26 protein-coding genes are annotated in these 25,862 nt (G+C 62.4%); 4 read left to right on the forward strand and 22 right to left on the reverse strand.

What is annotated here, in order from left to right; translation table 11 throughout:
• Positions 1-14: 14 nt before the first annotated feature.
• The 6 genes from ACE103_RS32285 to ACE103_RS32310 all read right to left on the reverse strand — a co-directional run bounded on the left by ACE103_RS32285 (position 15) and on the right by ACE103_RS32310 (position 5,636).
• Entirely contained in the window at positions 15-680 is a 666-nt protein-coding gene (locus tag ACE103_RS32285) for an isochorismatase family protein (protein WP_375776339.1), read from the reverse strand.
• A complete protein-coding gene (locus ACE103_RS32290; RefSeq protein ID WP_375776340.1) occupies positions 677-1,735 on the reverse strand; it encodes a 2,5-dihydroxypyridine 5,6-dioxygenase in 1,059 nt (352 codons plus the stop codon). Before ACE103_RS32290 ends, ACE103_RS32285 begins: the two co-directional genes overlap by 4 nt.
• On the reverse strand, positions 1,722-2,573 hold the full coding sequence (locus tag ACE103_RS32295) for an alpha/beta fold hydrolase (RefSeq protein ID WP_375776341.1): 852 nt from the start codon (positions 2,571-2,573) through the stop codon (positions 1,722-1,724). The genes ACE103_RS32290 and ACE103_RS32295 overlap by 14 nt, the downstream gene beginning before the upstream one ends.
• A complete protein-coding gene (locus ACE103_RS32300) occupies positions 2,570-3,370 on the reverse strand; it encodes an Asp/Glu racemase (RefSeq protein WP_275945294.1) in 801 nt (266 codons plus the stop codon). Before ACE103_RS32300 ends, ACE103_RS32295 begins: the two co-directional genes overlap by 4 nt.
• Before the next feature lie 19 nt (positions 3,371-3,389).
• On the reverse strand, positions 3,390-4,358 hold the full coding sequence (locus ACE103_RS32305; RefSeq protein WP_375776342.1) for an amidohydrolase family protein: 969 nt from the start codon (positions 4,356-4,358) through the stop codon (positions 3,390-3,392).
• A gap of 78 nt (positions 4,359-4,436) precedes the next feature.
• Complete coding sequence (locus ACE103_RS32310; RefSeq protein WP_375776343.1) at positions 4,437-5,636, reverse strand: ABC transporter substrate-binding protein; 1,200 nt, start codon at positions 5,634-5,636, stop codon at positions 4,437-4,439.
• A 240-nt stretch (positions 5,637-5,876) separates the two neighbouring features.
• Here ACE103_RS32310 and ACE103_RS32315 point away from each other — a divergent pair, with 240 nt between their 5' ends.
• Positions 5,877-6,362: a MarR family winged helix-turn-helix transcriptional regulator gene (locus ACE103_RS32315; protein ID WP_375776344.1), complete on the forward strand. Its 486-nt coding sequence runs from the start codon at positions 5,877-5,879 to the stop codon at positions 6,360-6,362.
• Positions 6,363-6,451: 89 nt separating this feature from the next.
• Here the strand turns inward: ACE103_RS32315 and ACE103_RS32320 are convergent, their stop codons facing one another.
• The 10 genes from ACE103_RS32320 to ACE103_RS32365 form a co-directional block, all read right to left on the reverse strand.
• Positions 6,452-7,591 carry a 2Fe-2S iron-sulfur cluster-binding protein gene (locus tag ACE103_RS32320; protein ID WP_375776345.1) on the reverse strand — a complete coding sequence of 380 codons (1,140 nt, stop codon included), beginning with the start codon at positions 7,589-7,591 and terminating at the stop codon, positions 6,452-6,454.
• Positions 7,588-8,427, reverse strand: coding sequence for an FAD binding domain-containing protein (locus ACE103_RS32325; RefSeq protein ID WP_375776346.1), 840 nt, complete (start codon positions 8,425-8,427; stop codon positions 7,588-7,590). The genes ACE103_RS32320 and ACE103_RS32325 overlap by 4 nt, the downstream gene beginning before the upstream one ends.
• Positions 8,424-10,802 (reverse strand): xanthine dehydrogenase family protein molybdopterin-binding subunit, encoded by a 2,379-nt coding sequence (locus ACE103_RS32330; RefSeq protein WP_375776347.1) that lies wholly within the window; start codon positions 10,800-10,802, stop codon positions 8,424-8,426. The genes ACE103_RS32325 and ACE103_RS32330 overlap by 4 nt, the downstream gene beginning before the upstream one ends.
• Positions 10,803-10,882: 80 nt before the next feature.
• A complete protein-coding gene (locus tag ACE103_RS32335) occupies positions 10,883-11,395 on the reverse strand; it encodes an aromatic-ring-hydroxylating dioxygenase subunit beta (protein ID WP_375776348.1) in 513 nt (170 codons plus the stop codon).
• A gap of 21 nt (positions 11,396-11,416) precedes the next feature.
• Positions 11,417-14,347, reverse strand: a complete 2,931-nt coding sequence (locus tag ACE103_RS32340; protein ID WP_375776349.1) for an FAD-dependent oxidoreductase — start codon at positions 14,345-14,347, stop codon at positions 11,417-11,419.
• 324 nt (positions 14,348-14,671) lie between these two features.
• A complete protein-coding gene (locus ACE103_RS32345; protein ID WP_375776350.1) occupies positions 14,672-15,322 on the reverse strand; it encodes a hypothetical protein in 651 nt (216 codons plus the stop codon).
• Positions 15,323-15,370: 48 nt separating this feature from the next.
• Entirely contained in the window at positions 15,371-16,480 is a 1,110-nt protein-coding gene (locus tag ACE103_RS32350; RefSeq protein ID WP_375776351.1) for an ABC transporter ATP-binding protein, read from the reverse strand.
• A 12-nt stretch (positions 16,481-16,492) separates the two neighbouring features.
• On the reverse strand, positions 16,493-17,314 hold the full coding sequence (locus ACE103_RS32355; protein ID WP_173638192.1) for an ABC transporter permease: 822 nt from the start codon (positions 17,312-17,314) through the stop codon (positions 16,493-16,495).
• Positions 17,314-18,165, reverse strand: a complete 852-nt coding sequence (locus tag ACE103_RS32360; protein ID WP_375776352.1) for an ABC transporter permease — start codon at positions 18,163-18,165, stop codon at positions 17,314-17,316. Before ACE103_RS32360 ends, ACE103_RS32355 begins: the two co-directional genes overlap by 1 nt.
• A 25-nt stretch (positions 18,166-18,190) precedes the next feature.
• Complete coding sequence (locus tag ACE103_RS32365; protein WP_375776353.1) at positions 18,191-19,099, reverse strand: PotD/PotF family extracellular solute-binding protein; 909 nt, start codon at positions 19,097-19,099, stop codon at positions 18,191-18,193.
• Between the two features lie 304 nt (positions 19,100-19,403).
• On the opposite strand from ACE103_RS32365, the gene ACE103_RS32370 reads away from it, so the two are divergent.
• The 3 genes from ACE103_RS32370 (at position 19,404) to ACE103_RS32380 (ending at position 21,058) form a co-directional block, all read left to right on the forward strand.
• Positions 19,404-19,928 (forward strand): thiamine pyrophosphate-binding protein, encoded by a 525-nt coding sequence (locus ACE103_RS32370; protein WP_375776354.1) that lies wholly within the window; start codon positions 19,404-19,406, stop codon positions 19,926-19,928.
• Positions 19,925-20,551 (forward strand): thiamine pyrophosphate-dependent enzyme, encoded by a 627-nt coding sequence (locus ACE103_RS32375; RefSeq protein WP_375776355.1) that lies wholly within the window; start codon positions 19,925-19,927, stop codon positions 20,549-20,551. The genes ACE103_RS32370 and ACE103_RS32375 overlap by 4 nt, the downstream gene beginning before the upstream one ends.
• 177 nt (positions 20,552-20,728) lie before the next feature.
• Positions 20,729-21,058: a hypothetical protein gene (locus tag ACE103_RS32380; protein WP_375776356.1), complete on the forward strand. Its 330-nt coding sequence runs from the start codon at positions 20,729-20,731 to the stop codon at positions 21,056-21,058.
• Positions 21,059-21,124: 66 nt separating this feature from the next.
• On the opposite strand, the gene ACE103_RS32385 is transcribed toward ACE103_RS32380, so the two are convergent.
• From ACE103_RS32385 to ACE103_RS32410, 6 genes are all read right to left on the reverse strand, one after another.
• Positions 21,125-22,522, reverse strand: a complete 1,398-nt coding sequence (locus ACE103_RS32385; protein WP_375776357.1) for an NAD(P)(+) transhydrogenase (Re/Si-specific) subunit beta — start codon at positions 22,520-22,522, stop codon at positions 21,125-21,127.
• Between the two features lie 43 nt (positions 22,523-22,565).
• Positions 22,566-22,883, reverse strand: a complete 318-nt coding sequence (locus tag ACE103_RS32390; protein WP_016841609.1) for a proton-translocating transhydrogenase family protein — start codon at positions 22,881-22,883, stop codon at positions 22,566-22,568.
• Positions 22,884-22,894: 11 nt separating this feature from the next.
• Positions 22,895-24,019: a Re/Si-specific NAD(P)(+) transhydrogenase subunit alpha gene (locus ACE103_RS32395; RefSeq protein WP_375781228.1), complete on the reverse strand. Its 1,125-nt coding sequence runs from the start codon at positions 24,017-24,019 to the stop codon at positions 22,895-22,897.
• Between the two features lie 140 nt (positions 24,020-24,159).
• Complete coding sequence (locus tag ACE103_RS32400) at positions 24,160-24,342, reverse strand: hypothetical protein (RefSeq protein WP_375776358.1); 183 nt, start codon at positions 24,340-24,342, stop codon at positions 24,160-24,162.
• A 30-nt stretch (positions 24,343-24,372) separates the two neighbouring features.
• Entirely contained in the window at positions 24,373-25,077 is a 705-nt protein-coding gene (locus ACE103_RS32405; protein WP_375776359.1) for an ABC transporter ATP-binding protein, read from the reverse strand.
• Positions 25,064-25,861: an ABC transporter ATP-binding protein gene (locus ACE103_RS32410; protein WP_375781229.1), complete on the reverse strand. Its 798-nt coding sequence runs from the start codon at positions 25,859-25,861 to the stop codon at positions 25,064-25,066. The genes ACE103_RS32405 and ACE103_RS32410 overlap by 14 nt, the downstream gene beginning before the upstream one ends.
• Position 25,862: the final 1 nt, after the last annotated feature.

Consider the following 25,862-nt stretch of genomic DNA (forward strand, 5'->3'; position numbering starts at 1 on the left):
AGGCGTCGATATCGCTAGCTGATGCCTGCGCTGCCGCTCACAACGGCAGAACCAGCAGTCCTGGATTCCAAGAGCTTCAAGGTATCGGCCAGGTCCATGACGACCGCGTACTTCTCCGACATGTCGAACAGGTTCGCCTCGTGCGGACCGATCGCACGGTCCCCGACGCAATCCCCGACCACGAGCGGAAGGAAGCCCAGCGACATCGCGTCAACGACGCTTGAGCGGACGCAACCGCTGGTCACGCAACCGGCGATCACAAGCGTGCGGACGCCACGCTGCGTCAGCCATGGTCCCAGTCCTGTCGCAAAGAATGCCGACGGCACGGTCTTTCGGACGACCAGCTCACCCGGCTTCGGCGCAAGCTGCGGAACGATCGCACTGTTGGAGGACGACTCCTTCAGCGTGAGCAGCCCCGGCACCTTCATCGCGAACACGTTGCGGTCGGCATCGTCGTCGGCGAATACGATCCTCGAATGCGCAACCGGCCACCTTCGCCGGCGTGCTTCATCCAGCAGTCCGACCGTCCTCTCCATCGCGGCAGCGATGTTGCCGCCGCCGAAAACGGCGGGATCGAGAAATCCGTTGACGAAATCGACGATCAGCAACCCGAACGGTGCATCGAGGTCCAGGTCCTGACCGAAGCCCTGCCGGCGATATGTCGACGTATCGTCGGTCATTCGGCGGCCTCACGAACCGGTCCGCCATCGAGCACCTTTCCGTTTCGGACGACCTCCTCCCCGTCGAGCGCAATCGTGCAATTCCGCATCGGAATATCAATGTGGCAGGCCGTTGTGCGGCTCCCGCCGGCCTCGTTGTTCGGCCCGAACGAGAACAGGAAATTGCCCTCGAACGCCCGCGCATCCATGCCGATCGTGGCCTCGCGATCATAGAGACCGAGCGTCGACCACTTGGCTCTCGGCTGCAGTCCCCAGCCGATATGCGACATCGCATATGCGTCTCGATCGTTGTACGAGGCCATGTACTCGCTCAAAATCTCGGCATCGACGCCGCCCTCGATCGAGGTCACAAAGCCCTTCTCGATCCCAAAGTGGATACGATCCTGGATGTAGGACTTCATCGGGAGCAGGATATCGCCCCGCTCCATCACGATCGTTCCATCGGCCTCGCCCTCATTGGCCCAGGTCAAGGCGAAGCCGCTCGGCCAATGATCCCACCGCCCGGGCTCGTCGACGAAGCCATATTCGCTGATGGCCGGGAACTGACCGAGCTTGAAGCGGACGTCCGTGCCGGCCGGCGACGTCACATGCATCTCCTTCGCCTTGCCGAGCTTCGCACTCGCGGCGGTGACGCGCGCACGGTCGGCCATTGTCGGTACCATCCGAACCAGGACTTCCGGTGGTTCGACAGCCAGCAGGATTTTCGTGCCCGCCTTCAGGATGTCGTGCTGCTCGGGCGAGAACAGCAGGGTCATGAGGTCCAGGACGAGGTCGCTCTCCTTCAGTGCAGCGATCGCCGCGCGATTCCCGGTCAGGGGTGTCGTCCCGAGATAGGCCAGCGAGTCGCGGCTCAGAGCCTTCTCGCCGTTGACCGGAAGCAGATCGAGCCGGTTGACGATTGCACCCATCGATGCAGCCGCGAGAATCGCGGTCGACAGGGTCTGCGGATGCGTCGACGAACTGGTGAGCACAGTGACGAGTTGGCCTCGCTCCAGCTTGGACAACGAGAGAACCTGCTTCCAGGCCTGTATCAGATCGTGATCACTGACCGACATGTTGCTTCTCCTTGCTGATTGCGGCGTCCAAGCGGGCGCCAAGAAACTCCTCGAAAGCAGCATAGAATCCCGCCTCGTCATCCCATGGAATCATATGTCCTGCGTCGACGACGCGCGTGGCCGAAGCGCTCGGCAACAGCCGCTGGATTTCGGCGATATCCTCATCGCGAATGACGTCACCACGTCCTGCAGCGATCAGTCGGACGGGAACGTTGATCCTCCCGAGATCGCTGTGAATGTCGTCATTGTGGAATCCGTCAAAGCTCTCGCGCACCGCGCGCTCGTCGCAGGTGTGTAGCCACTCCGCACGCAGCCTCAATTGATCCTCGGTCCAGGTCGGGCAGAACGCCCGCATCTTTTCAGCGTTGCAACCGGCGACCGCGAGCCGGATGGAATCGACGTACCAATCGAGCTTCGCCGGATAGGCGCGCCGGCCCGGTCCCGAGACCGGCGGATCCAACAGGACGAGTCCGGCCAGTCCGGGCAATCCGCTGCGTGCCGCACGTACGGCAATGCGGGCCCCCATCGAGTGGCCGACCACGGTATATCGCGGCAGTTTCAACGCCGCAGCCAGCGCGGCCAGATCGGCGGCCTGCGCGTCCAAACTGTAGTCGAGCATGGGGCCAGATTGCGACAGCCCCCGGCCCCTGATATCGAGAACATAGGTCTCGAACTGGCGTCCAAACCGCTCGCCGACGAACCCCCAGGTGATGGCTGGACTGGTGATGCCCGGCAGGATGATGACCGGATCACGCCCCGCTCGCGCCTGCCCGTAGAGCAAATAGTGCAGCCGCACGCCGTTGGCCTGGACGTTTGCGCCGTATCGAAATGTACTCATCCGGCGACCTGCAGCTTTGCGTTGGGAGTGGCCGCTGCATTGTTGCCAAAGGCGCCCGAGAGCAATGCGCCGGCGCCCGGCACTCGCGTGTTGAGGTCGAGCGCCGTCAGCATGGCGTAAGTGGTCGCCACCGCCGCGGTGATCACAGGTTTGCCGGTTCTTGCCTCGACCTCGGCGATCGAAGGCAACGACGGCATCTGCACGCACGCTGACAAGACGACCGCGTCGGCATCCTTGAGGTCCATCCCCGCCACGATCTTCGGCAGGTTCGCCGGGTCGTGCCGACCGACCATGATGTTGTCCGGAATCTCAAGCGCGCGGGAATCGGAGACCTTGATCCCCTCATGCTCGATGTAGTCGATGACGAGCTGCGTCAGCGGCTTCATATATGGCGCGACGACGGCAATGCGCTTGGCGCCGATGACATGCAGCGCATCAACCAGGGCGCCGGCGCTGGTCACAACGGGAGCCGGCGCGCCGTTCTCGACCGTGCGACCATGGAGCCGCTGCTGCGAGACGCGGTGATACGACTTCCCCATGCTCATGATCGCGACCAGGCAGGCGTAGCCGAGGACGTCGACACGCGCATCCGAGAGCTCGAGCGCGCAGCGATCGGACTCGCTGTCCATCGCCGCGAGCTCTTCCTTCTTGACCGTCTTCATCCGCATCCGACTCGAATGGAAGGTGAAGCGCGTGCCATGCGCGAGCGAATGCGCATTGAGCATCGCGGGAATTTCAGTCTCCATGGTCGTGTTCGAGCTCGGAACGATCTGACCGATGCGATAGACCTTGTGCATGTGGTGTCTCCTCGGCCGATCAGGCCAGCTTCAGAATGCGTTCGGCGTTGCGCGAGCAGACCTGCACGCGGACGTCCTCGGATATCGGTGCCCGTTCGATGAAATCCGCGGCAATTGCCGTCGACTCGTAGGGGTAGTCGACCGAAAACATGACGGCGTCGTTGCCCATCTCGGCAAGCGCGCAGGCAAGCGCCGCAGACGAGCAGACGCCTGACGTCGTGATGAAGATATTGCGTCCGAAGTATTCGGACGGCTTGTGCGCAAGCCGAACGCCATGCGGGTAAACGGCGAACCGGCTGTCGAACCGCCAGAGCAGCATCGGCAGCCCCTCACCCATATGGCCGAGGATGATCTTCAACCGCGGAAAGCGATCGAAGATTCCCCCGAACAGCAATCTGAGCGCATGGGTCGCGGTTTCGACGCCCCACCCCCACACTGCGCCGGTGAGTTCAGGATGGCCGTCATAGGCTTTCGGAACCGGGCTTGGGTCCGTCGGATGCAGGTAGAGCGGCACGTCCAAATGTTGCATCCGCTCCCAGAACGCATCGTAGGCCGGATCATCATAGTAGATCCCGCCGGTATGGCCGTTGACCAGAGCTCCCTTGAATCCGAGAACTTCGACGGCACGGGTCAGTTCGCTCGCAGCCGCCTTCGGGGAATGCATCGGCAGCGATGCGAAGCCGGCATAACGAGCCGGATGCCGCTGAATCTGCTGCGCCAAATAGTCATTGCCTTCGGCAGCGCGCCGGATGGCAACGTCTATGTTGGTTTCGCCCTGAACGCCTGGTCCGGTCTGCGACAAAACGACCTTGTCGATTCCGGCCCGGTCCATCTCGCCCAGCCGCAAATCTTCGAAGTCCCTGAGTTGGGACGACAGCTTTGATTGCGCCGCGGAGTCCATGTGCTTGGTGAAGACCTTCGAGTATTCCTCGAAGCCCGGCGCCGTGAAGTGCTCCTCAAGCGCGATCTTGCGGATTCTGGACGACATGAATTGCTCCTTGCGGATCTCGACATACGCGGATCCCGGTCACGGTTGGGACGGACGCGACCGGGACGGCCCTGACTGTTACTTCACCAGCGGGCATTCGCTTTCAGCCAGAGGCTTGAACGCCTCGGCCGCAGGAATGGTCGCCAGAACCTTGTAGTAGTCCCACGGCGCCTTCGACTCCGACGGCTTCTTCACCTCGACGAGGTACATGTCGTGGATCATCCGTCCGTCGGCTCGCACCGAACCGGTCTGCGTAAAGGCATCGCGCACAGGCAGCTCGCGCATCTTTTCGGCGACCGCCATTCCGTCGTCGGTGCCGGCCTCCTTCACCGCCTTCAGGTAGTGGAGCACGCCGGAATAGACGCCAGCCTGCGCCATCGTCGGCATCGCTTTACGCTTCTTGTAGAATTTCTCCGCGAACGCGCGGGTCTGGTCGTTCAGATCCCAGTAGTAGCCGGTCACGAAGGTAAGCCCCTGAGCGACCTGAAGACCGAGACTGTGCACGTCGGTGATGAACGTGACCGGCGTGACGATCGTCTGCCCGCCTTGCACGATCTGGAATTCATTGGCTTGCTTCACGGCATTGACCGTGTCGCCTCCGGCGTTGGCGAACGCGATGACTTTTGCCTTGGAGGATTGAGCCTGGAGCAGGAAGGAGGAGAAATCCGGTGTGTTCAGCGGATGGCGCGCGGCGCCGACCACCTTGCCGCCGGCGGCCTTGACGGCTTTCGAGGCTTCCGCCTCGAGCGAAAGACCGAACGCATAGTCGACCGTCAGGAAATACCAGGTGTCGAACCCCTTCTTCACGAGCGCAGAGGCGACGCCCGCAGCATTCGAATAATTGTCGTAGGTCCATTGAAACCCGGTCGGCGAACAGGCCTTGCCGGTGAGGTCCATGGTTGCGGCCGTGGAGTAGATCGCGATCTTCTTCTTCGCTCTTGCGACCTCCTGCACGGCCAGCGCCACGCCCGAGTTGGGGAAGTCGATCACCATGTCGACGTGGTCAACGTCGAACCATCGGCGCGCCAGCTGCGAGCCGACATCGGCCTTGTTCTGGTGGTCTCCCGACATCAGCTTGATCGGCTTGCCGGTCACGGTTGGCCCGAACTCCTCCACCGCGATTTCCGCGGCCGCAACGGAGCCGGGCCCGCCGAGATCCGAGTACACGCCACTAAGGTCGTTGAGGACACCGATCGTCACGGCGTCCGGGCCAGCCTTGGCCGGCCCCAGACCAGATATGAGGGTCAGCGCGAAAATTGATGATGCGAGCCTGTTCATGAGCCATCCTCCGTTTGCCTCGCGCGCCGCCATCTTATTGTTGTTATTCTCAGGTCAATCCTGGAATCGGCAGTACCGTTCGCGATAAAGAGATGTATACTGAGTAATTAGATCGCCCGTCAAGGGGCCTTCGGCTCATTTGCTGACCGCGGACGGCTTAAAGAATGGAAGGAATGCACGTTGAAGAAGCAATCATCCACCAATTCCACGAGGTCCGAGGTCAAGGTGGAGATGGCGCGGATGCCACTGGCATCGCGCCCAGGCTATCTGGTCCGCCGGCTCCATCAGATCCACTCGGCGATCTTCCTTGAGGAGTGCCAGGAATTCGGCATCACGCCGGTGCAGTACGGCCTGATCACGACCCTGCTCAACAACCCCGGGATCGATCAGGTGACGCTGGGTGGTGAAGTGGGCATCGATCGCACGAATGTAGCAGATGTTCTGAACCGCCTGTCGGAACGCGGCCTGGTGCGGCGTGAACGCAGCCAAACCGACCGGCGTTCGATGGTGGCCTTCCTGACCAAGGAGGGCGAGGCGGTCGCCGACAAGATGTACGACAGCATGCGCCGTGCGCAGGATCGCTTCGTCGCGCCCCTGCGGCCCGAGTTCAGGGCCGCGTTTCTGGCGATGGTGACCGAATTGATCGAGGGCAACAGCAAATACAGCCTGCCCGAGAGCAACTCAGCATCCGGACGGCGGAAGTCGACGGCCGACCGGGATGAATAGCCGGAAGCGACCTAATTTTAATCAGTATACATCTCTATTACAGGAGTAAGCCTGGCAGTTGTACGGTCGATGGGGCCGCCTCGGCGGCCCTAGCTCCCTGAGAACAAGCGCGCCTTGATGACGGACCAGATCAATCCGAGGCCACCGAGCGCCTTTCGGCGAGGCGGAGCCGCCCCGGTAATGGCGGCTTCGAGATTCTCCGCGAATGTCGCCGCCAACCGACGCACAACGTCATGCACCAGTCCGGCTCGGTTGAATTGCGCGAGCGGCCCACTCAGCTTCCAGGTCAGGACGACCGCAATCACAGACGCGCTTGCCCCGTCAGCGACGACGGTCCAGCGCGCGCTACCCTCTGCGGACGAGCCCTGCCCGGCATCACGCCCGCGGCCGGTCAGCCATCCCTCCCGCTTGGCGGGATCCATCCCGACCTTCGCCTGGCCGTTGAAAGTGACCTTGATCGGGCCCAGTGCGATCCTGACCTTGCCGACAAGATCTTCGCCGTGGAGTGACGTGATCTCGGCTCCGGGCACACACGGGACCACCCGTTGGAGGTCCGAAAGCAGGCTCCAAACCTTTTCGGCCGGCGCAGCCACCCGCACCCGCTCCTCAATTGACGTGCTGCCCGCGGATCCACCAACCGATGACGCCATGGCTTGTGTCGACGTGCGCGTTGCCGGGCCGGTTGTCTGTTGTGACGACGGCGCAGACGGCGACCTCGAACCCTCGAGCCTGCCGACGACCGGCGCCACAGCCGCCGCGACGTCGGGCTTCTTCCCTGCGGCGACTTTCTTGACCGCGGCGACGATCCCGACATAACCGGTGCACCGGCAGAGATTGCCGGAAAGCTCCTCGCGCAGGGCGCGCTCATCGATATCGCCGAGCCGAAGCACGATATCCCGTGCCGTCGTCAACATTCCCGGTGTGCAGAAGCCGCATTGCAGGGCGTGGTGCTCGGAAAACGCCTCGCGCAGTTCCTGCATGGTTGGATCGTCGTCAAAGCCTTCGATCGTGGTGACGTTGGCGCCGTTGCAATCGGCGGCAAATGTGATGCACGATCGCTGGATCCTGCCGTCGAGCACAACGGTACAGGCGCCGCAGACACCCTGCTCGCATCCGAGATGCGTTCCGGTGAGTTGCATCTCGCCGCGCAGGAAGTCGGCCAAGAGCGTGCGCGGCTCGACGTCCGCCACGACGGCGCCTCCATTGACCGTCATCGACACCTGCGTCATCGGCGCTGTCCTTCACCCAAGGTTGCCAAAGCCCGGCGAACCGCGACCGCGTGCAATTCCTGCGTGTCGAGATCAAGATTCGGCAGAACGTCGCGAATCTCCTCTGCGACGTTCTCACATGCCGCGCGTGGCCCCGCCTCCGCGAGACGTGCGGCAGTATCAGGCAGGAGTGCCGGCGAACCGCTGGTCGCACCGGCAAGCACCCGTTGGAGACCCGCCTTCGGATCGAGAACGACAACGCCGATCGCATTGGCGAATTCACCGGTCTTGCGGCAAATCTTGTGATAGGCCCAGGATGCATCCGCCGACAGCCGCGGGACTTCGATCGTGGAAATTACTTCGCTCTCGCCGAGCCTCGTCGTAAACGCTCCGTCGACGAAGCTCTCGGCGGCATGGCGCTTCGGCGGCACGCCGCCGCCCTGGACGACGATCGTGGCACCGAGTGCCGCCAGCGTCGAGACCCAGTCTGCAGCCGGATCGGCATGCGCCAGGCTTCCGCCCATGGTGCCGCGATTGCGCACCGCTCTGTAGGCAATTCCGTGTGCGACCAGTCGTAGCAACCCGCGCGTCGGGTCCTCCAGGACACCATCTTCGATCTCGGCATGGGTCCATCCGGCGCCGATCGAGAACACTCTGTCGTCAGCCGCAAGCTCGCGAAAGCCGGACGCGCGCTTGATGTCGACCAAGAGTTTGGGCCGGGCTAATCGCAGGTTCAGCATCGGTACCAACGACTGGCCGCCAGCCAGCACCTTGGCATCGCCATCGGCCGCAGCGAGGAGTTCGGTTGCCTCACCGAGGGTCCGTGCATGCTTGAGTTCGAATGCCGACGACTTCATCGCTCTGCGCCCGCTTCAGGAGCTACCGCCTGCGACGGACGCGCGCGCCGAATGGCCTCACGGATCCGCCGTGGGCTCGCAGGTACCTGGCGTATCGCAGCGTTGAGCGGCGACAAGGCATCGTTGATCGCGTTGACGATCGCAGCGGGCGGCGCAATCGCTCCGCCCTCGCCGACGCCCTTGATTCCGTGAGCAGAGTAAGGCGACAGCGTCTCTCGATGGTCGATGCGGAAGCTCGGCAGCTCGGTCGGACCAGGCAGAATATAATCGAGCAGCGTCGAGGCCAGCGGTTGGGCGTTGTCGTCGTACGGGCTCTCTTCGAACAGCGCGGTGCCGATACCTTGCGCGGCCCCTCCATAGGTCTGCCCCTCGACAATCATCGGATTGACCATGCGTCCACAATCCTCGACGATCGCATAGTCGAGGATCTCGACAAGACCGGTCTCGGCATCAACTGCGAGCCGAACGGCGTGCGTGGCGTACGAAAACACGCCCGTATCGACGTCCGGCTTGTATCCTTCGGTCGCCTCGAGACCTGCCGTGTTCACGGTCTCGGGAAGCTGATCCGGCCGAAGATACCAGGCGCGTCCGACATCCTCGTAGGAGACACTGGCATTCGCCGCAAAGATCCGCCCCTCGGCAAATCCGACGGCGGCCGGCTCGACTTGCAGCAGATGGGCGGCAATCGACTTGATCCGGCCCGCGACGACCTCGGCGGCCCGCGAGACCGCACCGCCCGACATCACGATCCCGCGCGATGCATAGGCACCGGTCGAGAACGGGGTCATCGCCGTGTCGCCGAGCGTGACCCTGATGTGCTTGAGCGGAACACGGGTCTGTTCATGAGCGATCTGCGCCAGCGTCGTCTCCAGACCCTGCCCGATGGTATGGATGCCCGCCGCGACCTCCAGCGCACCGTCCGGCGTCAGCTTCACATGCGCCTGATCGAACCCCGGCACCAGCGGCAATCCCCAGGACGCAAACACCTTGGTGCCGTGTGCGGACTGCTCCGTGAAACTGGCAAACCCGATGCCGAGATAACGCCCCTTGTCGTCGCGCCTTGGCCCTGCGCGGAATGCCTCGAGACCGATCATGTCCTTGGCGGCAACGAGCGCCTCCGGATAGTCACCGGAGTCGTAATGCTTGTTCGTGATGTTGGTGTAAGGCATCGCCGAAGCCGGGACCAGATTGTCCCGGCGGACCTCCCATGCTTCGCGGCCGACCTTCTGCGCGATCGCGTCAATGACCTGCTCCATTGCAAAGCAGACGCCCGGCCGCGCGACACCGCGATACGGCGCGAAAGGCGGCTTGTTGGTCGCAACCGAATAGGTACGGCACCGGTAGGCAGCCAGATGATACGGTCCGGGCAGGTTTCCTCCGGCCTGCGCAGCTTCCAGGCAGGCGGTGAACGGCCACACCGAGTAAGCGCCGGTGTCGACGGACACTTCCGCGTCCAGCGCGAGAAGCCGCCCCTGCGCGTCAGCATAGGCTTTGATATGGTATTCGTGCTGCCGTGCGTTGGCGCCGGCGACGAGATGCTCCCTGCGGTCCTCGGTCCAGCGGAATGGCTTCTTAAAGGTCGCAGCCAGCCAGGCGACGGCAACCTCCTCGGGCTGCAACAGGCACTTGTAGCCGAAGCCACCTCCGACGTCCGGCGGGGCGACCCTGATTTGCGCCTGCGCAATCCCGAGACACTCGGCGAGCCCGGCTCGTATCAAGTGCGGCACCTGGGTGGAGGTGTGCACCACAAGCTGATCGGCGCGATCATCCCACCAGGCCAGCACGCCCTTGCCTTCCATCGGATGCATCGCCTGTCGGGCGCATGACATCTCGAGCTCGACCGAGACCGGCGCGCGTGCGATGACCTCATCGACGCCGCTGTCGAAGAAGGTCTCCAGGAACAGATTATCGCCCCACTCCGGATGCAGGAGTTCCGAGTTATCACGACGACCGCCCGCGCAAGAAGCGATCGCCGGCAGTTCGTCGTAGCCGACCTCGACTTGCTCGATCAGGTCTTCCGCGATCGCGCGATTTTTTGCCACGCACATGGCAACGGGCTCGCCGACGAAGCGCACCTTGTCGGTGGCCAGGATCGGATATTGCGAGACCTTGTAGCCGGGAATGGACGATCGCGTCACGATCGGCGCGACACCGACGAGGTCTTCGGAGAAAAAGGTATCGACGGCGTGATCCGGCGATTTCGTCTTCGACAGTATCCTCGCATGCGCGACTGGACTGCGCAGGAATGCCACTTCCCGCAGCCCCGGCATGTGGATGTCACCGACGAACCGGCCCCGGCCGCGCAAGTGCCGGGCATCCTCCTTGCGCCGCGCTCGCGCCCCGATACCTTCACCGACCGCACCGTCCCCGCTCATGATGATCCTCTCATGCGCTCTGCCAAAACGTTCCCGACGTAACGAAGGTCACAGTGATTGCCCCCTGATCGCAAGCGGCTCTACACCGGAATGCAAAGCGCGTTGGGAACAAGCAGATTGTCGTAAACGCAGCGGCGCTGCTTGAGCTTGAGGCCCTCGTCGGAACGCCGAAACACGTCGTGATAGGTTCCGACCTGGTGAATGGTCGCGTCAGGGCGATCGAACAGGACTTGCAGGACGATATAGTTCGCCCGGGCCTTGATGTTTCCGTGCTCATCTTCGCCGAGCAGCTGCAAATTGCTGATCAAGTGACGAAGGTACCGCGGCGCAAACATGGCGGTTTTCTCCAGCGCGAACGCCCGATCGCGAATCATGCCCCTGTTCTCGCAATAGATGAGACCGACCGGGTGGCCGCGATCCTCGTTCTCGCGCGACAAAACGACATAGCTGGCGTCTGGCGTGAACATCTCGCTCCAGTCCGAGAGCCGCTGCTCGTCGAGGGCGGCCGCATATTCGCAGTTGAACTGCTCGATTGCATTCCGAAGCAGCAGCTGGTGAATTTGTGCCGTGTAGGTGGGATCGGTGGCCAACATCTGAATAGCCCGCATCTCTCGTTAGAGTTCCATCGCGCTGCGCCAATGCTGATACATCGCGCGTATCGACGCCTCGGAGATCAAGGTGTCTGCGGTGCCGACCCCGGGGTCCAGTTCGACCACATGTTGGCCATCGGGGACCGCAAGCATGCCGTCCTGCACGAACTTGATGGCTTCATTGTCTTCGAGGCCAAGGAAGCCTGCCGGCCCCATCAGATTGCCTTGCCGCAACCGATGACGGGTCATTTCCTCATCGTCACCCTCGAAGCCGAACATGGTCCACTTCATGATGAACTCGTTCGGTCCCGTCGGGACGATCTGCCGAACGCCCAGGGTGTTCATCTCCCGTTGCACGATGAGATTAGGCCAGATCGTCGTCATGGTCACCGACCAGGGACTGTCGAACTCATTGACGAAATCCATGAAGCGCGGCTCCTCGAGCTGCATGCCTTCCTTGTAGGCGCGCATCTCCTTCTTGGTGTTGTCGTCGAGCTTGCTGACGTCCGACTTCGCCGATGCCATCACGCCGTGCCGGCCGGAGGGGTCGGCGATCATCGACGACTTGTTGCCGGCCACCAGCAGGCCGAACGTCACCAGGAACGTGTGCAGCAACGTTGCGTGATACGGGTCCTTGAGGTTCTCGTGATAGAGCTTCCAGTTTCCCGGAAGACTGTGGCGATAGTGACCGAGCACCTTGGGCTTCCGCCCGTCGAAGGTCGCCTCGAACTCGCGGAGAATCTCCGGTCCGAGATATTCGGCCAACGGCTCCATGTCGTCGCAGTACGACGCGAACACGACACCACGATGGGTCGTGACTTTCAGCTGCCTCAGCCCATGGTCTGCATTCTTGAAATCGCGCGGCATTCCGCCCTTGCCGTCGACCCCCCGGCGGAACGGCACCCCCGCCAGATTGCCCTTCAGGTCGTAGGACCACTGATGATAGGGACAGACGAACTCCTTGGCGTTGCCGCTGAGCTCGCGACAGAACTCGGCCGCGCGATGAGCACAGCGATTCTCGAAGACGTTGATCGAACCGTCCTCGGCGCGCGATACGACGACGGGCGTCGGCCCTACATTCGATCGGATGAAATCGCCAATTTCGGGAATCTCGCTCTCCAGCGCGACGTAATTCCATGTTCGCCCGTGAAAGATCTTTTCGACTTCGCGCCGGTAGATGTCGTTGTCCGTGTAGACCCAATCAGGCACCCTGGTGAGCCCCTCGGATGGCCAGACGAATTGCTTCGACGTCGTCGTCACCGACCTCTCGTTCACCACCTGGGTATTCTCCTCTTTGCCGTCACTCGTGAGCAGAGCAGCGGAAACCTTGGCGATATCGAACATGTCAGGGTTTTCGAGCTCCTTGCGCGCCTGCCGTATCGCGGCGGGATCGGAAAACGCGACCACGCTGGTAAGCCGTCCGGTGTCCGGATCAATCGTGCGGTAGACAGCACCAGGTTCGCCATCGCGGCCTGTGAGCGCGACCTTGTCGCCCGGTGACGAGACCCCGAGTATCTGAATGTTCAGGCCGAACTGGTCGGTCCAGAACCAGGGAGCCTGCGCATCCGCGTTCGGCGGCGCCCCGGCAATCGATTGCCCTGCGGCTGCACCTTGCTGCTCCGCATTGTGCCAACTCTCAAAACGGCGGGAGCTCCCCTTGACCGGACGGCAATGCAGTGCGCAGTCGCCCGCTGCCCAGATTCCCGCGATGCTGGTCCTTTGCTCTGCGTCGACAACGATGCCGCCATCCACCTCGCAGCCGGCCGCGGCCGCCAGTTCCGTCTCGGGGGCCAACCCGACACCGACGCAGATGGTATCTGCAGCGAAAGCGCCGGCGGAGGTATTGACCACCAGACCCTCACCGTCGCGGCGGATATCCTGAACCTGTACACCCCGCAGAACCGAGACGCCGTGGCGCTCAGCAAGGGAGCGAAAGCTGCGTCCCAATGATGGAGGCAGCACGCGGGCCATCAGTTCGGCTTCGCGTTCGAGGAGGACGGTGGTGACCCCGAGCGTCGCAGCGACGGAAGCAAGTTCAAGACCGATGAAGCCGCCGCCGACGATAACGAGACGCTTCGCGCCTGCAAGCGATTGCCTGATGGAGTTGGCATCCTCGATCGTGCGCAGATAGTGCACTCCCGGCAGATCGGCGCCGGCAATGGAAAGCCGCCGCGGAACGCCGCCGGTCGCCAGCAGAAGCGCATCATATCGAAGCTCGGTCCCGTTACTCAGGAATGCGATCCTGGCGGCCGGATCGATCCGGGCAACGGAGCACCCGAGATGGGTCTTGATGTCGAGAGAAGCAACATCGGCCTCAGCCAGACGCCGGCAGGATTCGATCGCCGCTTTTCCAAGGAGAATGTCCTTTGAAAGCGGTGGACGTTCGTACGGCAGGTGCTGCTCCCTGCCGACGAGATTGATCGTGCCGGTGAAGCCACTGGCACGCATGCTGCGAATTGCCACTGCAGCCGCCTGACCGGCGCCCACGACGACGACCGCCCCGCGGGACGGCGCCCCCCTGGGGGTGCAGGCCTCCGCCTGATCCTTCGGCGCAGCCTTCTTGTTTCCATCGAGATCGACAAATACCTCGCCATCCCTGACCTTGACCGCGTAGGTCTCGAGGTCCTGCGTGACCGGCGAGCAAAGCGCCTTTCCCGATCTGATATCGAAGATACCCTGGTGCAGCGGGCACTCGATCGTGCCGCCGTCGACGAATCCATCGGCAAGAAAGGCGAGCGCATGCGTGCATATGCCGTGCGTGGCGAACACTTCGCCATCAAGCAGATAGAGCGCAACCGGTTTGCCGTCGATCTCGACGCGCGCGACTCCGCCGGGCTTCAACTGGTTCACAGCAATTGCTTTTCGCCACGCCATCCCGCACCTCGGAACCGTCCCTGAATTTTCATCAGTATACATCTCTTTATGGAGGATGCAAGGAGAGATCAACTCTTCCAAGTCAGGCGCAGAAAATCGGCAGTTTTCTCTGTTTTATAGCCCGAATATTCAATCAATCGACGAAGAAAATCGCCATCATGCGGCGTGCATATAAGGTGCTATACTGATTATGAGAACCTAGCCAACGAAGGAGACCAACACCCGAGCGTTTTGACGGCAGCGGGGCTACCGCACCGAGCTATATGCGCTCGTCATTCGTGGGGTAGGTTCGCGCTCGGTGCCATCAACTTGGTAGCGAGCGGCGCCTCCTCGGCTACGCCAGGCGTGCGTTCGCCATCGAAGCCCAAATTCGATAGACCGGCATCCAGCGTTCAACTGCCGAAGTCAGTTGCGCGCGTCGCGCCGCAAAAATTGTGCAATCGGCGTCAAAGCGTCGATCGAAGGCAAACCTGTGCGCGCCTCACCGTATGATGACCAGGGATAGGGGATCGCCGAAAGCCATTGCAGGACAGGCGCCTGATAGCTCGCTGGCAGCACACACATGAACTCAATCTTGATCAGCAGCCGCTTGACGCGACCGTCTCCGGCGGCATCAAAATCCCAGGTGTACTCACCGCAACCGACGCGTACGTCACCATCGGACTTGTTTGACATCCCCACCAGCCAGTCGCATTGAAACCGTGGAATGCGATTGGACTCGGGGCGCGACAGGCAGAAGGTGCGCACATTCTCATACTGCAATGCAAAGTTCCGCACGAGAACATCGGTCACGCTCTCCAACCCGTGAGCGGAGCTTGGAAACGAGATCGCGTCGGTCAGGAGCTCCATCTGAAGCTCACACTCCTGTACGAATGCACGCTTCATGAGCTGGGGCCGGTTTCGGTCCTTTGCCTCGATATACGTGCTGATTGCCTCGGCCGCCGTGATCGATTGGGACTGACTCAAGCATTCTCTCCAGAGTTGCGCGACCAGACGCCAGTTGATGCCGCAGGAAACAGCAAGGTAGGCATCGCTAAGCCGCGCGTCACGATACATCGCAAGCTCGATGCTGTAACCCTCACAGCTCCGCGAAGACGATTGCGATCAGCCTACCGGAAATACCGAGCACCGATCTGCTTGAATAGCAATGCCGACAGGCTCCCCCATGGGCCAGCGCAGAACGGCCTGCTCCCCCGGGGATCGCACCAGCAACCGATCCCCGCCGCCTCCGGAGCACTCGATCTGAAGATCAACGTGGCCACCCTGGTAGATCTGGGCAACAACGCTCCCCTTGATGGCGCACGGCTCCTCGGGCGCCACAATACTGAACTGCTCGGGGCGGACGTAGAGGTCAACCGCCGCAGACTTCTCCAGCCCGGACAGGCTCTCGCCCGGCACCTTCACCAGGGCATCGCCGAGTGCGACGATCGCTTGCTTCGCGTGCACACTCACGAGCTGGCCGCGCAGCCTGTTGTTGTCGCCGACAAAGCTGGCCACGAACGGGTCCGCCGGGCTGCGATAGACGTCGACAGGGCTTCCGAGTTGCCTGATACGCCCCTCGGACATGACAGCCACGCGGTCGGACATGCTCAAGGCCTCGCCTTGGTCATGCGTCACGAAGATCGTGGTCAGACCCAGCTTGCGCTGAATTTCCCGCAGCTCCACCTGCATCGAGGTCCGCAGACTCTTGTCCAGCGCCGAGAACGGCTCGTCGAGCAGCAGGACAGTCGGATTGATGACGAGCGCGCGCGCAAGCGCAACGCGCTGCTGCTGGCCGCCGGACAATTGCCGGGGCTTGCGGTTCTCCATGCCCTTCAGCTTGACCAGCGCCAGCGCATCGGCGACGCGCTTGTCCCGCTCAACCCTGGGGACCCGTCGCGTCTTCAGGCCGTAGGCGACGTTTTCCGCTACGCTCATATGCGGAAACAGCGCGTAGTTTTGAAACATCATGCCGATGCCGCGCTGGTAGGTCGGAATGTCATTCACGCGCTTGCCTTCGATTGAAATCGAACCGCCGTCCGGCCCCAGAAAGCCCGCGGCCAGCTTGAGCAGCGTGGTCTTGCCGCATCCAGATGGACCAAGCAGCGTCACGAACTCGCCTCGGCCAACGCCGAGCGTAACGGCGCTCAGGGCCACGACATCATCAAATCGCTTGGTCACGGCGTCGAAATGGACCGCCGTTTGTTCACCTTCAGCACTCGCAGACGGCTTCAAGATCCGTGCTCCCTAGTGAGACTGCTCGATATTGAGTACCTTGCCGAGGCCCAGGAACGCATTGGCAAAGGCGATCAAGGCGGCGGTGCCGACGATGTACATGACCGACAATGCCGCCATCGACGGATCGGCGAACTCGCGCACGTAATTGTACATCGCGACGGGAAGCGTTTGGGTACGCTGCGAGGTCACGAACAGCGAGGCCGTGAACTCGTTGAACGAGAGGATCGCCGCGAACAGCCAGCCGCTGACGAGCCCGGGCAGCAGCAGCGGCAGCGTGACGGTGGTCAGGACGCGAAGCGGCCCGGCACCGAGGCTCGCTGCAGCGTGTTCGTAACTCTGATCGAGATTCCTCAGCGACACATACACGCTGCGCAGCACGAACGGCAGCACCAGGATGACGTGACAGATCACGACGACGGCAAAGCCACGGCTCAGGCCGACTTGCGCCGCGAGGATGAGAAAGCCGAGCCCCACCGTGAAGTGCGGAATCACCAACGGCGAAATGAGGATTCCCTCGATGGCGGACTTGAGCGGAAACTTGTAACGGTCGATGACAAAGGCGAACATGCCGCCAACGCACAGCGCGATCGTCGAGCTCCAGGCTGTGACGATCAGGCCGTTGAAGAACCCTTGCCGGAAGTCTTCATAGGCGAGGGCCCGACCGAACCACCGCCACGACCAGGTCTGCGGCGGAAACGACAGGATCGGCTTGTCGTTGAACGCGGCGATCGTCACGACTGCCGCCGGCAAGACGAGAAAGGCAACGATGACGAGCACCGTCAATAATCCGACCCAGCCGAGCACTCTTTGATAGGTCGAGCGCGGGATCATCAATGCACCTCGATCTTCCGAAGCGGGCGGGAGGCAAGCTGAAGAAGGCCAAGCACCAGGGCCGTCAAAACCAGCCCAGCCACGCACAAGGTCGCGGCGAAGGGAAAGTTGAAGCTCGAGAACCCAAGCTGGTAGACCAGATTGGAGATCATGTTGACGCGGCCGCCGCCGATCAGCTGCGGCGTGGCGAATGCCGAGAACGTCCACGCGAATGCCGTCGTGGTGCCTGCCACCACGCCCGGCAGCGACAGCGGCAATGTCACGGTCAGGAACACGCGAATGGGACCGGCTCCCAGGCTTTCGGCCGCTCGGGAATAGTCGCGGTCGATATGGGATAATCCGGCAGCCAGCATGATGACCATGACCGGCAGCGTGACGTGGACAAGAGCAACCACAACGCCGAATGGCGTGAACATCAGCTGGAGCGGCTTGCCGATGAAGCCGAGCGACATCAGCAACGAATTGATGAAGCCATTGTTGCCCAGAACGATGATCCACGCATAGGTGCGAACGACCTCGCCCAAGAACAGCGGCGTCACGACAATCACGAGGAGGATGGAGCGCAGGATCGGCTGTTCGACGCGCACAAGCGCATAGGCCAGCGGATATCCGACGATCAGCGTCACGACTGCGGTCATCGCGCACACGACGACGGTATCGAGAAACACACGCGCGTAGAGCGGCTTGAGAAGGTCGGCGAAATTCGCCAGCGTAAACCCGCCGGGATCGAGCGATCCCGGCACGTAGGCCCTGAGGCTGTACTGCAGAACCGCAACCATCGCCGCGACAAATCCGATGGCACACAACGTCGCCGGCGCCGTGAAGATGCGCAGGAATGGCTGCTGATTCATGATGCGGGACCGATCTGGCAACGGATCAGTTCATGATGTTTTCGGCGAACCATTTGCGCCATTCCGCCGTCTTGTTGGCGCGCAGCTTGGCGTCGATGTTGATCTGCTGCTTCCATTGCTCCGCCGACGTGAATACGCCCGGAAGCTTGGCAATTTCAGGATCGATCTTCGCGTTGAGGACCGCCGGGCTCCCCTTCTTCTGCTTCGAGATCTCGGCCTGGATGTCGGGGTCGTAGAGCGCGTTGATGAACTTGTATGCGAGGTCAACCTTCTTTGACCCCTTCATGACCGCGACGGTGTCGATTCCCAGCACCGCGCCCTCTTTCGGCATCGCGAGCGTGATCGGAATGCCCTGCCCGATCATGTAGTAGGCGTTCATCGAAAGCACGATCTGCACCGGCGTCTCGCCGCTCGCGAGCAGTTGCTGGCTGTTGGCGTCATTGGTGTAGAACGCCTTGAAATTTGGCTTGAGCGCCTTGAGCTTCTCCTCGCCTTTTTCCCAATGCGACGGGTCGGCGCCGGCAAGAATGGCGGAGACCGCAATGATGTGGCCGGGATCAAAATCCGGCGCGGCAAGCTTGTCCTTCAGCTCCGGCTTCCAGAGATCATTCCAGCTTTCGAACTTGGTGCCCTTGATGAGATCGGTACGGTAGCCGATCGTGTAGACATAGGCCCAGGCGCCGAGGTGGTAGGGACTGATCCGCGCCTCGTCCGCGAGATTCTTCGCATTGGGGATCTTCGAGGTATCGATCGTCTCGAACAACCCGTCATTGGCATAGAGCCACCCGACATGCGACGTCGTGAACGTCACGTCGCTTTCGGGATTTCCCTTGGCGAGCTTTTCCTTGTTCAGCCGATCGATAGTGCCGCCGGTGATGAATTCGACTGGGACGCCGGTTTCGGCGGTGAATTTCCTGGCAACCGTCTCGGCCACCAGATCACGCCAGCTGCCGCCCCAGATACTGACAACGAGCTTGTCTTGTGCGTGAGCCGGCAACGCAATCAGAACAGCGATCAATACAGACCAAAGGCGAAGCATAGGTGCAGTCTCCCTCCAGCGACGAAATGCAGTGGCCGGCTCCAGCTGCAATCCTCAGTCATGAAATTAAACTTATCATCTGCTTAATAGTACCTTTTATCAGGCGCCTCATCGGCCCGCAATAGGTTTGTCTTATCGACAATAGTACCTTTTGCGATTAGCCTGCGTCGCACGTTGGTTGAAATCACGGAGGCAGTCGATGACGACATCGGCAGAATCTCTAGAGGCCCATCGGCCGTCTGCCGTTCTCAATACGCTCAGGCGTCTTGGTTTCGGCACCGTCGTCTCCGTCCCCGACAGCTGGCTGGGCGAAATCCTTATTCGCATCGACGAGGAGCCGGGCATGACGCTGGTGCGCGCAACCCATGAAGAGGAAGCGCTCGCAATCGCTTGTGGAAGCCGGCTCGGTGGCGTTCGCACTGCCCTGCTCGTGCAGAATGCCGGCGTCCTCAGCATGGGTGCGGGCATGGTGTCGCTCGCACAGCGTTATCAATTTCCGCTTCTGATGCTGGTGTCCTACCGGGGCACGCCCGATGATCCGGTGTTCTATCATGTGCCGAAGGGCCGAGCGACAGAGCCGGTCTTTCGCGGCATCGGCCTCGCCCATGCCTGCACCGATCGATACCGTCCAATCGGTCCCCAGGTCGAACATGCCGCAACCTACGCGGAAGAAGCTTCGTGTCCGTTTGCCCTGCTGATGGGTCGGGAGGATATCCAGTGGTGACCGATGCACGACCGACCCGGGCGGATCACTACAGGGCGCTTGCCGGCAGTCTGCCTCCCCGGGCGCTCGTCGTGACGTCGCTCGGCAATGCTTCGTATTTGTGGGCATCGCTGCACCACGCGCCGGAGAACTTCTACTTCGAAGACGCCATGGGACTGACACTCCCCCTGGCGCTGGGCCTGGCGATCGCTCAACCGGATCGTCCGGTCATTGCGGTCGAAGGCGATGGCGCCCTGCTCATGCATATGGGTGCGCTCGTTACGATTGGCGCGGTGAACCCGTCAAATCTCACCGTCCTCCTGATCCAGAACGGCGTTCACGCAGCTTCGGGCGGCCAAGCCTTGACCAACGCCACGCTCGATCTGGCACAGCTGGCGCGCGCCTCGGGAATCAAGCACGCCGAGAACCTGAATGCGCCGAGCGCGCTCGCCGCCCGCATCGCTGCGGCCGAAAAGCGCAATGGCGTCGGAGTCCTGGTTCTGGCGACGGAGCCCGACGTCGAGGTCGTGCAGCCGCCGATTTCGCTCGATCCGGTCGCGACAAAACATCGCTTCATGGCTGCGATTGAGGCGCCACGTTACATCCCGACAATGTTCGGCGGCGGGATGCTTGAGCAACTCTAGCCGACCAGCATTTGCATTGTGCAAATCCATGGCGGTCCGCTTCGTTGCCGAAGCGGGCCGCTTTTTTACGCGCTCCCACATACCACCAGGCTATCGGACGACGCTGCAATCTTAGGCACACGACGTCGAAATTTTGAACTTGTCGGTCGTTCATCACATAGTACGATGTGTAGGACCATGGACTATTCGCTGGTTCGCTCGCTCTTGATGAGGACGACGACAACGATGCATCGCAACCACGACGCCCTGCGGATCGATGTGGCCGCGTCGATTTCCGTCGGCATGCCCGTTATTCACTTCGATGATGGCGGCTCCCCGGTCCAGACGAATGAGTTTGGTGAGACAGCGGCTACGGGTCAACCGCAACACGGTGAGCCTCGAATGCCGGTGTCTCAGGCCTTGCTGATGTGGATCTGCTCGTCATCCGGTGAGGCATGGCCTTCCCTCGAGCTCATCCTGGGCCGCACTCTGTCGACGCGGAACCCGGTCGGATCCGGCGCTTCATAGGCCATCTGCTTCCGGCTTAACCGGCCGCTAGGCCCTGGCACAGGCGAGCGCCATTCGCCGCCTGCCCTACATCGCCTTGACGATGTTCTCGGTGACCTTCTTGGCGTCGCCGAGCAGCATCATGGTGTTGTCGCGGTAGAACAGCGGGTTGTCGATGCCGGCATAGCCCGAGGCCAGCGAGCGCTTGATGAACATCACGGTGCCGGCCTTCCAGACCTGCAGCACCGGCATGCCGTAGATCGGCGAGGTCTTGTCCTCCTCCGCCGCCGGGTTGGTGACGTCGTTGGCGCCGATCACAAACGCGATGTCGGCCTGGGCAAACTCCGAGTTGATGTCCTCGAGCTCGAACACCTCGTCGTAGGGTACGTTGGCCTCGGCCAGCAGCACGTTCATGTGGCCGGGCATGCGGCCCGCCACTGGGTGAATGGCGTATTTCACCTCGACGCCTTCCTTCTTCAGGATGTCGCCCATCTCGCGCAGCGCGTGCTGGGCCTGCGCCACCGCCATGCCGTAGCCGGGCACGATGATGACCTTGGAGGCGTTCTTCATGATGAACGCCGCATCATCCGCCGAGCCGAGTTTTGCCGGCTTCTGCTCGCCCGAGCCGCCGCCGGCCGCCGCGGTCTCGCCGCCGAAGCCGCCGAGGATCACCGAGATGAACGAGCGGTTCATCGCATGGCACATGATGTAGGACAGGATCGCACCCGACGAGCCGACCAGTGCGCCGGTGATGATCAGCGCCGAGTTGCCGAGCGTGAAGCCGATGCCGGCCGCGGCCCAGCCGGAGTACGAGTTCAGCATCGAGATCACGACCGGCATGTCGGCGCCGCCGATCGGGATGATCATCAGGACGCCGAGCGCCAGCGCCAGGATGACGATCAGCCAGAAGTCGAGCGCGCTGCCCGACATCACCAGGCCGACGATGAAGAACACCAACGCCAGCGCCAGCGCGATGTTGATGACGTGACGGAACGGCAGGATGATCGGCGCGCCGCTCATCCGCGCCGACAGCTTCAGGAACGCGATCACCGAGCCGGTGAAGGTCAGGGCGCCGATCGCAACGCCGAGCGACATCTCGACCAGGCTCTGCGGATGGATGTTGCCGGGCGTGCCGATGTCGAAGGCTTCCGGCGCATAGAACGCGCCGGCGGCGACCAGCACCGCGGCCATGCCGACCAGCGAGTGGAACGCGGCGACGAGCTCCGGCATCGAGGTCATCGGCACCCGACGCGCGATCACGGCACCGACGCCGCCGCCGATCGCGACCGCGAGGATCACCAGCAGCCAGGCCACGCCGTCGGCCGGCGGATGGCTCGCCAGCGTGGTGGCGACCGCGATCGCCATGCCGATCATGCCGAACATGTTGCCCTGGCGCGACGATGCCGGGCTCGACAGGCCGCGCAGCGACAGGATGAACAGCACCCCCGCCACGAGGTACAGAACAGCAGCCAGATTGGCGTTCATCTCAGGTCCCCCTTTGTCTTCGTCACCCCGAGGTGCACGCCGCTCACTTGGCTTTCTTCTTGTACATCGCCAGCATGCGCTGGGTGACCAGGAAGCCGCCGAAGATGTTCACGCAGGCGAAGATCAGCGCCACGAAGCCGAAGCCGCGGGCCCAGCCCGAGCCGCTCGACACCATGCCGACCCCGACCGCGAGCAGCGCGCCGACCACGATCACCGAGGAGATCGCGTTGGTCACGCTCATCAGCGGGGTATGCAGCGCGGGGGTCACCGACCACACCACGAAATAGCCGACGAACACCGCAAGAACGAAGATCGACAGCCGGAACACGAACGGATCGACGGCCTGCGCGAGATGCTCCATGGCTTCTCTCCTTACTTCGGCTGGAAGTTGGGATGGATGACGGCGCCGTCTTTGGTCAGCGCGGTGGCCTTCACCAGCTCGTCGTCCCAATTGACCGCGAGCGCCTTGCTGGCCTTGTCGACCATCGTCTCGATGAACGAGAACAGGTTGCGCGCGTAGAGGCTGGAGGCCGAGGCGGCGACGCGGCCGGCGACGTTGGTGTAGCCGACGATCTTGATGCCGTCGGTCTCGACCACCTCGCCGGGCCTCGCGCCCTCGACATTGCCGCCGCGCTCGACCGCAAGGTCGACCAGCACGGAGCCGGGCTTCATCGACTTCACCATCTCGCCGCTGACGAGCTTCGGCGCCGGACGGCCCGGGATCAGCGCGGTGGTGATCACGATGTCCTGCTTCTTGATGTGCTCGGCGGTCAGCGTGGCCTGCTTGGCCTGATACTCCTTGGACATCTCCTTGGCGTAGCCGCCGGCGGTCTGGGCGTTCTTGAACTCCTCGTCCTCGACCGCGAGGAATTTGGCGCCCAAGCTCTCCACCTGCTCCTTGGTGGCGGGCCGCACGTCGGTCGCGGTGACCACGGCGCCCAACCGCCGCGCGGTCGCGATCGCCTGCAGGCCGGCGACGCCGACGCCCATCACAAACACCTTGGCGGCCGGAATGGTGCCGGCGGCGGTCATCATCATCGGAAAGGCGCGGCCGAAGGCCTCGGCGCCCTCGATCACCGCCCGGTAGCCGGCCAGATTGGCCTGCGAGGACAACACGTCCATCACCTGGGCGCGGGTGATGCGCGGCATCAGCTCCATCGCGAACGCCGACACGCCGGCATCGGCCATCGTCTTCAACGCGGCCTCGTTGCCGTAGGGGTCCATGATCGCGATCACCAGCGCGCCGCGCTTGTACTTCGCAAGCTCCGAGGCCTCGGGCCGCTTCACCTTGATGATGATGTCGGCATCCCTGAGCGCATCGGCGCTGACGGTGGCGCCGGCGGCCGTGAGCTCCGAATCGGGCAGCCCCGACTTGATGCCCGCGCCCGGCTCGACCGCGACCTCGGCGCCCAGCGCCTTGAACTTCTTGATGGTATCGGGCGAGACCGCAACCCGCGGCTCGGACGCATCGATTTCCTTGGCAACGACGATCTTCACGCTCACAGCACCACTCTTTGAGAACCAACGAGGTCATTCACCAAATCGGCGACGCAAGCACGGCATTGCCAAGAGGATCGTCCTCGATCCCAGGTGGCCGCCTGCGTCGCAGGATTTTCCAGCTTGCCAACGCCGACGCATCAATCGCGCGGCGTATCGAGCCCAAAGGAGACAATTCCACCGGGCTCGAAGTCGGCGCAGCGCTGCGCAAATTTGACGATCTCAGCGCGAGCCTTTCGATCTCGCACCTTCATGAACGACGCGAGAAGAACAAGGCATTCGTCGGAACCCACCTCGTCCCTCGCTCGCACGGTACCGCCCATGAGAGTCCCGTCATTCCTGCTCACCTACGGTCATCCACCCAAGTAGGCAGATCGTACGTGCTCATCGTCGATGAGATCCTTGCCGCTGCCGGAAAGAACGATCGAACCGGTCTCCAAGAGATAGGCGTAGTCGCACATCTCGAGCGCCGAATAGGCGTTCTGTTCGACCATCAGGACCGTGGTCCCGGATTTCCTGATGCTATTGATGATCGAGAACACCTGTTCAACGATGTTGGGCGCCAGGCCGAGCGATGGCTCGTCGAACATCATGAGCCTGGGCTTGGACATGATCGCGCGCCCGATCGCCAGCATTTGCTGCTCACCGCCGGATAGCGTCCCGGCCGCCTGGTGCCGCCGCTCGGCCAACCGCGGAAACATCCCGAAGATCCGTTCCCGATCGGCCTCGATCTCTCGACGATCGGTCCGCAGATACGCGCCCATGTCGAGATTTTCGTCGACGGTCATGTCAGGGAATACTCGCCGCCCCTCGGGGCAATGTGCGATTCCCTTGCCCAGGATCTCCCGCGCCGAGCACTTCGTAATGTCGTGCCCATCGAACGTAATCCGTCCGGCGGCCGAAGGCAGGATTCCCGAGATCGCCCGTAGCGTCGTGCTTTTGCCGGCGCCGTTCGCTCCGATCAACGCGACCAGCTGCCCCTGCCCGATCGACAAGGTGACGCCTTTGAGCGCCTCGACCTTGCCATACCGGCAAACAAGACCGTTAATGTGCAGCATGCCGGCTGGCTCCTTCACCCAGATAGGCACGAATGACCTCGGGATTGCCGCGGATCGCCGCGGGCGGCCCTTCGGCGATGATACGGCCGTAGTTGAGCACGACGATGCGATCGGAAACGCCCATGACCATGGGCACATCGTGCTCCACCAGCAGAATCGACATGCCGCGGCCGTGCAGCTTGTTGAGCAGCTCCATGAACCGGGCGGTTTCCGTCGCGTTCATGCCCGACACCGGCTCATCCAGTAGAAGCATCGACGGGTCGGTCGCGAGGGCAAGGGCAACGCCGAGCAGGCGCTGGTCGCCATAAGACAGCGACCCGGCGAGTTCGTCGGCACGGCGCGCGATCCCGACGATCTCGAGCAGCTCGTGCGCAAGATTCCTCAACTCCGCCTCCGCCCGCCCTTCGCGCGGCAGCGCGAGCAGCGTATCCAGCAGCGTCGACCGGCTGCGTCGATGCAAGCCGATCATCACGTTCTCGAAGACGGTCACGCTCTGGAATACGCTGGTACGCTGAAAGGTCCGCGCCAGGCCGAGCGACGTGACTTCATGCGGTTTGAGGTTGCTGAGCGAGGTATTCTGATAGCGCACCTCGCCCTTGGTCGGTCTCAGAAAGCCGGTGATGACATTGAAGGCCGTCGTCTTGCCGGCGCCGTTTGGCCCAATCAGGCTGACGATCTCACCCTGGTTGACGACGAAGCTCATGTCGGTGATCGCAACCAATCCACCGAAATGCACGGCGATATGTTCAACGGACAGAACCGGCTGCGGGGCGCTGGAGGACATG

It is taken from the genome of Bradyrhizobium sp. ma5 (assembly GCF_042258955.1).
Lineage (GTDB): Bacteria > Pseudomonadota > Alphaproteobacteria > Rhizobiales > Xanthobacteraceae > Bradyrhizobium.